The following is a 7,022-nucleotide window of genomic DNA, read 5'->3' as shown; positions in this document are numbered from 1 at the left end:
GATAGGGTGCTGCGAAGCTCCATTCTTCGTCGGACACATCGGTCGGATACCCTTTGCGATCTGCTCTTTTCATCCCGCCAGGATACTAGGTCTCCCGCAAAGTGCCTAACACGCTCTAGGCCGCAAGCATCCAGCGCAGCGTATCCATGAACGGAATCGCCTCGACTTTCGGCACGAGCGTGCGCAACCTGGCGGGCGATCCGGCCAGCATCTTCACATCGGTTTGCCGCACGAAGGCGGGGTTGATCTGGATCTCGAGCTCGTGCCCGGTCAGGTCGCTTGCCGCTGAGAGGATTTCGCGCAATGTGAAGGGAGTGCCGGTACAGACATTGACTGTCTCGGCGGCGGCTTCGGAGTCGAGCAGCGCTTCATAGGCGCTCGCCACGTAGCGCACGTCGGAGAAATCGCGCGCAACATCGATATTGCCGAGTTCAATCGCCGGTTCACGGCGCGCAAAGTGCTCGACGATCTTCGGCACGAGGAAGTTCGATGCCTGGCCGCGGCCGGTGTAGTTGAACGGCCGCACGATCAGGATCGGCAGCCGGTCGAACCAGGTCCGCACCATAGTTTCCATCGCCGCCTTGCTGGCGGCGTAGTGATTGACCGGCGTGACCGGAAAACTCTCGTCGATCGCGTCGCTCGTCACATTGCCGTAGACGTTCGCGCTGCTCGCAATCAACAGCTTGCGCGGCGTGTGACCCACGGCGGCGCAAGCCTCCAGCAGATTCAACGTGCCGAGCACGTTGACGCGGTAAAAGTCGAGCGGATCGTTATGGCCCACGAAGCTGATTGCAGCCAGATGGACGATGTAGTCGGGGCGCGCGATTTCGATCGCGCGCTGGCAGGCGTCCGGCGACGTGATGTCGAGCCTCACGCGAGTGGGCGTTTCGGGCTCGTTGCGCCCGGCGACCGTTTCGATCACAGTGTGGCCTCGGCCGAGCAGGTTATCGACCAGATAGCGGCCAGTGAAGCCGCTCGCGCCGGTTACGAGCGTACGGATGGGTTGCTGCGCATGAAAAGACGACATGCTGTTCTCCGTTCACGAGGGTCATCGTGTTGTGCTGCAATATCGCGCGCGCCGCTCGCCGGGGCGCTTGCCGGCGGCGTCTTGCGCCGCCTGACGCGATACGGGCACTTCAAACGGGCTATTATGTCACGCTAGCATGCTGCACTGCCCAACGCGGCACGCCTCGTGCGTAACAGCATGTATCAAACCGCACTTACTTCCTCGATGACACCCGCCACTCCGTCTTCCGCTTCCTCCGCCCAGCACCCGGTCCCGCTCGCGTTCGGGGATCTGCAAGGTTGCCGCACGCCGTTCCAACAACTGCTCGCCAAGGCCGCGCCGCCGGCCGGCACGCCGCTGTGGTTCGCGGGCGACCTGATCAACCGCGGCGCAGAATCGCTCGCCACGCTGCGCGACGTGATCGCGCTGGGCGAGCGCGCGGTGCCGGTGCTGGGCAATCACGATCTGCACCTGCTGTCGGTGTCAGCGGGGATTCGCAAGTCGAAGAAAGGCGACACGATCGACGAGATTCTCGCCGCGCCGGATGCCGCCGACCTGCTCGAATGGGTCCGGCACCGTCCGCTCGCCCACTTCGACAACGGCATGCTGATGGTCCATGCCGGCGTTCTGCCGCAGTGGGATGCGACCATGACGCTCGAACTCGCCGACGAATTGCAGCGCGCCCTGCGCGCGCCGAACTGGAAGGAGACGCTCGCCGGCTTGTACGGCAATGAGCCGAACCGGTGGAAGCCGGGACTGAAGGGTATCGAGCGGCTGCGCCTGACGTGCAGCGCGTTGACGCGACTGCGCTTCTGCAACGCCGAAGGCACGATGGATTTCAGCAGCAGCGGCGGCCTGAACGCGGCGCCGCCCGGTTGCATGCCGTGGTTCGATGTGCCGTCGCGCGAGACTGCCGACGTGACGGTCGTGTTCGGTCATTGGGCCGCGCTCGGCTTGACCTTGCGCGACAACCTGATCGGACTCGACTCAGGCTGCGTGTGGGGTGAAAAACTGTCTGCCGTGCGACTCGCGCGGAATCCCGCGGAACGCACGCTGACGCAGGTCGATTGCGGTAATTGTCGTGCGCCGGGTGGCGGCAACTAAGGCAGTCACGAAGCGCGGTCACTAAGCGCCACAATTACGCGCGGACAAGTGAGGAAGACAACCAGGAGGGGCAATTGAGCGCGCCAACCAAGGGCGCGACATAAGCGCAGCGACCCGGCCCAACGCCGTTAGGCCGAACGCCCTGATTGATCGACCTCAGTAACCTGATTCGCCTGGTCGGCCACTTCGATCGGCGTTCCCGTGGAGGCGGGTGTGGCGGCCCGCTCCACGATCACCGCACCGCTCAGCGCGGCGCCGCTTTGCATCTGCCGCAACGCCTGCGCGATCACGCCTTCCGCCTCCGCCGCCAGCGTGCGACGGTCCGCCCCCGGCGCGAGCGGCGCGCCCACGTAGACATGCGCGGTCAATGGTCCGCCACGCAGCAGCAGATTCAACGAATCGGCGAGCGACAGATCGTCGATATAGGCCGGCGCGGTGGACTGCCGGCCCTGCGCGTCCTCATACATGATGCACAGCGGCTGCACCGGCACGGACGCCGACACGGCAGCCTGAAACATGTTCGCGTGAAACGGCAGCACCGCGAGTCCATTGGACGTGGTGCCCTCGGGAAACACGCACATCAATTCGCCTGCACCGAGACGGTCGGACAGTTCGTGCATGATCCGCTTCGCGTCGCTACGCTTCTCGCGCTGAATGAACACCGTGTCCAGCTGCTGCGCGAGCCAGCCGACCACCGGCCATTGCCGGATTTCGGCCTTCGAGACAAACGGCGTGGGACGCCACGCGTTGATCACGTAAATGTCGATCCACGAAATGTGGTTGGCGACCACCAACGCGCCGCGGTCGAGCCGCTCGCTGTCGTTATGCACCACGAGCCGCATGCCGCACAGGCGCAACATCTTCAGCGACCATTTGCGATTGAGCGCGTGCCGCGCGTCGGCGCCGGCTTTGGGAAAGCGCGTCGCCACGATCCACATGCCGTGCAGCAGATGAGCGACGAGGCGGGCCTTGCGTAACGCGAGCTTCATGGTCGGGGCGTTCCTTAACGTGCCAATGAGGGGGCCGCTGAACGGCCCGATGCTGCGGACATTAGCGCTGTTCGAATGCGACGTGACCGGACACGATGGTCGCACGCACGCGCGCCGGCAACTCGTAGCCGAGGAACGGCGTGTTGTGCCCCTGGCTCTTCAACGCACGCGGCTCGACGCGCCAATGCGCGTTGCGATCGAACACGCAGAGATCGGCCGCGCCGCCCACGGCGATACGCCCCGCCGCTTCCAGCTTGAGCACGTCGGCCGGCGCCGTGGTGATGCGGTTCAGCGCTTTGGCGAGCGGCACGCCCGCTTCGTCGGCCCACTTCACCGTCAGCGACAGGAACAGCTCCAGGCCGGTCGCCCCGGGCGTCGCTTCGGCGAACGGCAGCAGCTTTTCGTCGTCGTCGACCGGCGTGTGGTCGGAGCAGATCGCGTCGATCGTGCCGTCGACCAGACCCGCGCGGATCGCTTCGCGATCGCGCTGTTGGCGCAGCGGCGGATCGAGCCGGAACTGCGCGTCGAAGTAACCGATATCGAGATCGATCAGATGCACGTGATTCACGGTGACATCGCACGAGACCGGCAAGCCCTCCGCCTTCGCGGCACGCATCAGCGCAATGCCCGCCGCCGACGAGACGTGCGACAGATGCACCCGCGCGCCCGTCACACGCACCAGCTCGAAGATGGTGTGCAGAGCGATGGTTTCCGCCGACACCGGCACGCCCGACAGCCCCAATCGCGACGCCAGCGCGCCGCTCGCGGCCACGCCACCCTTGCCGAGATACGCGTCCACCGGACGCAGCCACACGGTGTAGCCGTAGGTCTTCGCGTATTGCAGCGCGCGCATCAGTACCTGCGTATCGACCACTGGCACGTCGGCCTGCGAAAAGCCGATGCAGCCCGCCTCCGTCAGCTCGACCATCTCGGTGATCACCTGGCCCTTCAGGCCGACCGTGAGCGCGCCGAGCGGATAGACGTGCGCCTGGTTCAGATTGCGCGCCCGGAACTTGAGCATCTCGACGAGGCCCGGTTCATCGAGCGTCGGATCGGTGTCTGGCGGACAGACGAGGCTCGTCACGCCGCCGGCGAGCGCCGCGGCCATTTCGGATTCGAGCGTCGCCTTGTGTTCGTAGCCTGGTTCGCGCAAACGCGCGGACAGATCGACCAGACCCGGCACGACACAGAGGCCGTGGGCGTCGATCGTCTTCGCCGCGTTGAAGTCCGCGGGCGCGTTGCCGATGGCGACGATCTTGCCCGCTGCGATAAAAATGTCCTGCTGCTGTTCGGTGCCCGCTGCCGGATCGATCAGCGTGCCGCCTTGAATATGAATCGTCATCAAATTTGCTCCGGGAAACCCTGCCCCTCACGGGCAAGGAGTGAGAGAAACGCAGCCGCAAGCCTGCGTATCCCGATTATTTATCTCACACAAACATATGATACTGTGTGAAGCATGAACATTAAGCGTGCGTACCGATTCCGGTTCTACCCGACACCCGAGCAGAAAGTGATTCTTGCCAAGACGTTTGGGTGCGCGCGTTTTGCCTACAACCACATGCTTCGGTTGCGTACGGATGCGTGGTATCAGCGTCAGGAACGAGTCGGTTATCACGAAACTTCCGCAGTGCTAACGGCGCTCAAAAAAACACCTGAGCACGCATGGCTGAGTGAAGTCAGTTCGGTCCCGGTGCAACAGGCCTTGCGCCACTTGCAAACGGCATTTACGAACTTCTTCGCCAAACGCGCGAAGTATCCGAATTTCAAGCGCAAGGACGGTGCGCAATCTGCCGAGTACACGACGAGCGCTTTCAAGTGGGATGGTGAGTCATTGAACCTCGCAAAGATGGATGCGCCGCTTGCAATTCGATGGTCACGTACTATCCCGAAAGGTGCAAAGGTGACGACCGTCACGGTTTCGAGAGACCAATCAGGCAGATACCATGTCTCGATGCTGTGCGATGACGCAGTAACCGCGAAGCCAGAGGTATCCGGCAAAGTTGGCATCGACTTTGGTCTCACGCACTTCGCAATCCTTTCTACCGGCGAGAAGATCGCGGTCCCTAACACGTTCCGGAAGAACGAGGCCAAGCTCGCCAAGCTGCAACGGAGTCTAGCGAAGAAGCAAACGGGCTCCGCCAATCGCATGAAGGCGAAGCTTAAAGTTGCACGAATCCGTGCGAGGACAGCAGATTCCCGAAGAGACTTCCTGCACAAACTTTCGAGCCGGCTGATAAACGAAAACCAAGTGATCGCCGTCGAAAGCCTTGCCGTCAGCAACATGAAGAAGAATCGTTGCCTTGCAAAGTCGATCAGTGACGCTAGCTGGTCTGAGTTCACCCGGCAACTAGAATACAAAGCACAATGGTACGGACGCACGTTGATCGGCATCGACAGGTGGTACCCGTCAAGCAAACGATGCAGTGATTGCGGACATGTAGTGCTCAAAATGCCGTTGAATGTCCGCGCGTGGACCTGCCCGGAATGCAGCAGCATCCATGATCGCGACATCAACGCTGCGCGCAATGTTTTGGCCGCCGGACTGGCGGTGTCAGCCCATGGAGAAGGCGTAAGTCCCATGTCTCTGTGAGATGAAGTTGGGTTGCCGTCTGTGAAGTGGGAATCCCCTCCCTGTTTAGAGAGGGGAGCAGTCAAGCGCTGCCTTATGTTCAGCCAAGTTGTGCCTGATTTGTCGAGTGCTTGCCGCGAACGGCTTGTTTGCCGCGGCGAGATCAATCGTGATTGCCCGCGACGATCCCCATCACCGCCATGCGCACCGCAATGCCGAAGGTCACCTGGTTCAGAATCACCGATTGCGGGCCGTCGGCCACTTGCGAATCGATTTCGACGCCGCGATTCATCGGGCCCGGATGCATCACGATCGCGTCGGGCGCGGCGAGCGCGAGACGCTCGGGCGTCAAGCCCCAGCTCTTGAAATATTCCTGCGCCGACGGCAGCAATGCGCCGCTCATGCGCTCGTTCTGCAGACGCAGCATGATGATCACGTCGACGTCCTTCAGGCCTTCGTCGAGGTTGTGAAACACGCGCACGCCCATCTGTTCGAGGCCGCCCGGCAGCAGCGTGCGCGGACCGATTGCGCGCACTTCCGGCACGCCGAGCGTGGTCAGCGCGTGAATGTCTGAACGCGCGACCCGCGAGTGCAGAATGTCGCCGACGATCGCCACGCGCAGCTTCGTGAAATCCTTCTTGTAGTGGCGGATCGTGTACATGTCGAGCAGCCCCTGCGTGGGGTGCGCATGACGGCCGTCGCCGGCATTGATCACGTGCACGTGCGGCGCGCAATGCTGGGCGATCAGATACGGCGCGCCGCTCGACGCGTGGCGCACGACAAACATGTCGGCGTGCATTGCCGAGAGGTTGTTGATCGTGTCGAGCAGCGACTCGCCCTTGCTGGTCGACGACGCGTTGATGTTCAGATTCAGCACGTCGGCGGACAAACGCGTCGCGGCGATCTCGAAGGTGGTGCGGGTGCGCGTCGAGTTCTCGAAGAACAGGTTGAACACCGACTTGCCGCGCAATAGCGGCACCTTCTTCACTTCGCGATCGGTCACGCTGACGAATTGGTCGGCGGTGTCGAGAATGTGATTGACGATCGCCTTCGGCAAGCCCTCGATCGACAACAGATGTTTGAGCTCGCCGTTTTTCGTGAGCTGCGGGTTGCCCTTCAGGAAGCCATAACGGAAGCGCTCGGTGGCGCTATCGGCGGAATCCTTGGGAGCCTGGGTGGCGGTGTTCATGATTTACCTGCTTCTCAAATACGGGCTTCAACGTGATCGGTGTCGATGCTGACTGCGTGTGACGATCCCGAACCGGTCTTCGCGCGCGAGGCTGCGACGACCGGCTCGAAAAATCCTGTTTGCGTGGCGTGGGATGGCTCGATGCATGCGCCAATGGCCACGGGT

The 7,022-nt window shown here is 62.6% G+C and carries 6 protein-coding genes; 2 read left to right on the top strand and 4 right to left on the bottom strand.

Going from position 1 to position 7,022, the window contains the following annotated elements; all coding sequences use genetic code 11:
- Window positions 1-115 precede the first annotated feature (115 nt).
- The gene (locus AC57B1_RS08135; RefSeq protein ID WP_496417186.1) at window positions 116-1,027 is read right to left on the bottom strand and encodes an NAD-dependent epimerase/dehydratase family protein; all 912 of its coding nucleotides are present in this window, start codon (window positions 1,025-1,027) and stop codon (window positions 116-118) included.
- A gap of 204 nt (window positions 1,028-1,231) precedes the next feature.
- Here AC57B1_RS08135 and AC57B1_RS08130 point away from each other — a divergent pair, with 204 nt between their 5' ends.
- On the top strand, window positions 1,232-2,110 hold the full coding sequence (locus AC57B1_RS08130; RefSeq protein ID WP_408480570.1) for a symmetrical bis(5'-nucleosyl)-tetraphosphatase: 879 nt from the start codon (window positions 1,232-1,234) through the stop codon (window positions 2,108-2,110).
- Between the two features lie 128 nt (window positions 2,111-2,238).
- Here AC57B1_RS08130 and AC57B1_RS08125 read toward each other — a convergent pair whose 3' ends face one another.
- Window positions 2,239-3,099: a lysophospholipid acyltransferase family protein gene (locus AC57B1_RS08125; RefSeq protein ID WP_408480572.1), complete on the bottom strand. Its 861-nt coding sequence runs from the start codon at window positions 3,097-3,099 to the stop codon at window positions 2,239-2,241.
- A 61-nt stretch (window positions 3,100-3,160) separates the two neighbouring features.
- Window positions 3,161-4,441, bottom strand: a complete 1,281-nt coding sequence (locus AC57B1_RS08120) for a dihydroorotase (RefSeq protein ID WP_408480573.1) — start codon at window positions 4,439-4,441, stop codon at window positions 3,161-3,163.
- A gap of 114 nt (window positions 4,442-4,555) precedes the next feature.
- Here AC57B1_RS08120 and AC57B1_RS08115 point away from each other — a divergent pair, with 114 nt between their 5' ends.
- A complete protein-coding gene (locus tag AC57B1_RS08115) occupies window positions 4,556-5,689 on the top strand; it encodes an RNA-guided endonuclease InsQ/TnpB family protein (RefSeq protein WP_496417185.1) in 1,134 nt (377 codons plus the stop codon).
- 142 nt (window positions 5,690-5,831) lie between these two features.
- On the opposite strand, the gene AC57B1_RS08110 is transcribed toward AC57B1_RS08115, so the two are convergent.
- Window positions 5,832-6,857 (bottom strand): aspartate carbamoyltransferase catalytic subunit, encoded by a 1,026-nt coding sequence (locus AC57B1_RS08110; protein ID WP_012431924.1) that lies wholly within the window; start codon window positions 6,855-6,857, stop codon window positions 5,832-5,834.
- Between the last annotated feature and the right edge of the window lie 165 nt (window positions 6,858-7,022).

This window comes from Paraburkholderia sp. BGA-UO-ETr-F21, assembly GCF_059567925.1.
This window is presented reverse-complemented; position numbering and strand designations above follow the sequence as displayed.

Excerpts from the sequence above, each read along its gene's own strand:
- AC57B1_RS08125 (WP_408480572.1), bottom strand. The coding sequence starts at position 3,099 with ATGAAGCTCGCGTTACGCAAGGCCCGCCTCGTCGCTCATCTGCTGCAC.
- AC57B1_RS08110 (WP_012431924.1), bottom strand. The coding sequence starts at position 6,857 with ATGAACACCGCCACCCAGGCTCCCAAGGATTCCGCCGATAGCGCCACC.
- AC57B1_RS08120 (WP_408480573.1), bottom strand. The coding sequence starts at position 4,441 with ATGACGATTCATATTCAAGGCGGCACGCTGATCGATCCGGCAGCGGGC.
- AC57B1_RS08130 (WP_408480570.1), top strand. The coding sequence starts at position 1,232 with ATGACACCCGCCACTCCGTCTTCCGCTTCCTCCGCCCAGCACCCGGTC.
- AC57B1_RS08115 (WP_496417185.1), top strand. The coding sequence starts at position 4,556 with ATGAACATTAAGCGTGCGTACCGATTCCGGTTCTACCCGACACCCGAG.
- AC57B1_RS08135 (WP_496417186.1), bottom strand. The coding sequence starts at position 1,027 with ATGTCGTCTTTTCATGCGCAGCAACCCATCCGTACGCTCGTAACCGGC.